Origin of the sequence: Bradyrhizobium sp. SHOUNA76 (assembly GCF_023006445.1) — a bacterium.
GTDB lineage: Bacteria > Pseudomonadota > Alphaproteobacteria > Rhizobiales > Xanthobacteraceae > Bradyrhizobium.
On sequence record NZ_JALBHA010000904.1, the window covers coordinates 1 to 1,300 of the forward strand.

The following is a 1,300-nucleotide window of genomic DNA, read 5'->3' on the forward strand; positions in this document are numbered from 1 at the left end:
CGAAGATATGGCCGTCGGGCACGGCTCTGTTGGAGCCGGGCACGTTGCCGGTCAGGCGCGGCAGGTTTTGCGTGACCTCCTGCAGGAGGCTTGCGGCAAGGCCGGCGGACATGAGCCGCGGCATCGCTGTTTGCGGCGCGTCGGCTGCCATGTCGGCCAGCACGGCGGCCGCGGGATTGAGATTGCGCGGCACTTGCGGCTGTTGGGCGATTTCAGGTTCGGTCGACGGCAATGCGGCCTCCCGTGCTACCTGAGCGGACGCGGCGCCGACCTGCAATGTCCCCGTGGTACCGGCCGGAAGCGCGGCGCCCTGAGCTTGCGGCGCAGCGGACTCGAGCGTGGCCAAGGTCTGGCGCAGCACCAGCAATGCCGCTTTCAGGTCGGGCATCGTGCCGGAGGGCGGTGTCGCGCCCGCGGCCAGCGAAGCCTCGAGGAACAAGCCGGATTTCTGGAATGCGGACTCGACATCGTCGCCAACGAGGCCGGGATTGAGCGGCGTCTGCTGCGCCAATACGTCCAGCACCGCCTGCTTCAAGCCTGCGGGCAGATTGCTGCCGGTGACGACGGACGCCAGATTGGCGAATAGCGGCGCCTGGCTGCCCTGCTTCGTCGCGGCCTCGGCCGAGGCCAATGTGACTGCAATCTGCTCGGTCGGCGTCAGAGCAGTGCGTGCCACATTGACCGACGGCGCAAGTGGCGGGCTCTCCACCAGCGAAGCCGCACGCGGCGTCAGCGTGATCTGATCGGTGGCAGCCTCGCCTGCCCCGCCCAATACGGCGAGGCGGATGGTGCCCTCGTTCTGCGACACGGCCAGCTGGAGATTCTGCCCGGGCGTCAGCGATACCTCCGACATCACGTCCATCGAGAGGTTGGCGATCGCAATCCGCACCAGATTGTCGGCGAGCACGCTCACCACCCTGGCATCGACGACGCTGCCGGCCTGAAGCACGAGGTCAGGCGTCGCCGCATCAGCCACGGGGCTGGCGGCACTGACGGGAACGATGGAAGTGACCGGCGTCGGCATCTCAGGGGGCCCATGGAGTGCTGGCCACACCCTAAGGCCGCCGTCGTAAACCTCTCGTTAAGGACCTTTGGCCTCTTGCGGCTTAATAGCGGCCAAAACCGCCACGGCGGCCTCGAAATCCCTGAGGCGGGTGGCCCGGCGGCTGGCTGCCTCCTCGTCCACGCCCCATTGGTCGGCGTTCCAATCCTCATCGACATGAGCGGCAGCCCAGACCTGGCCGGCGTCCCGCGCGCCATGCGCCAGAGCCAGCGCCAGCAGCGCCGAGCCGGTCAAGGT

At 68.1% G+C, this 1,300-nt stretch carries 2 pseudogenes; both read right to left on the reverse strand.

What is annotated here, in order from left to right:
* Nucleotides 1–1,024 (reverse strand): annotated as a pseudogene (locus tag MOV74_RS38430) (flagellar hook-length control protein FliK); the annotation flags it as partial.
* Between the two features lie 57 nt (nt 1,025–1,081).
* A pseudogene (locus MOV74_RS38435) lies at nt 1,082–1,300 on the reverse strand (ATPase); the annotation flags it as partial.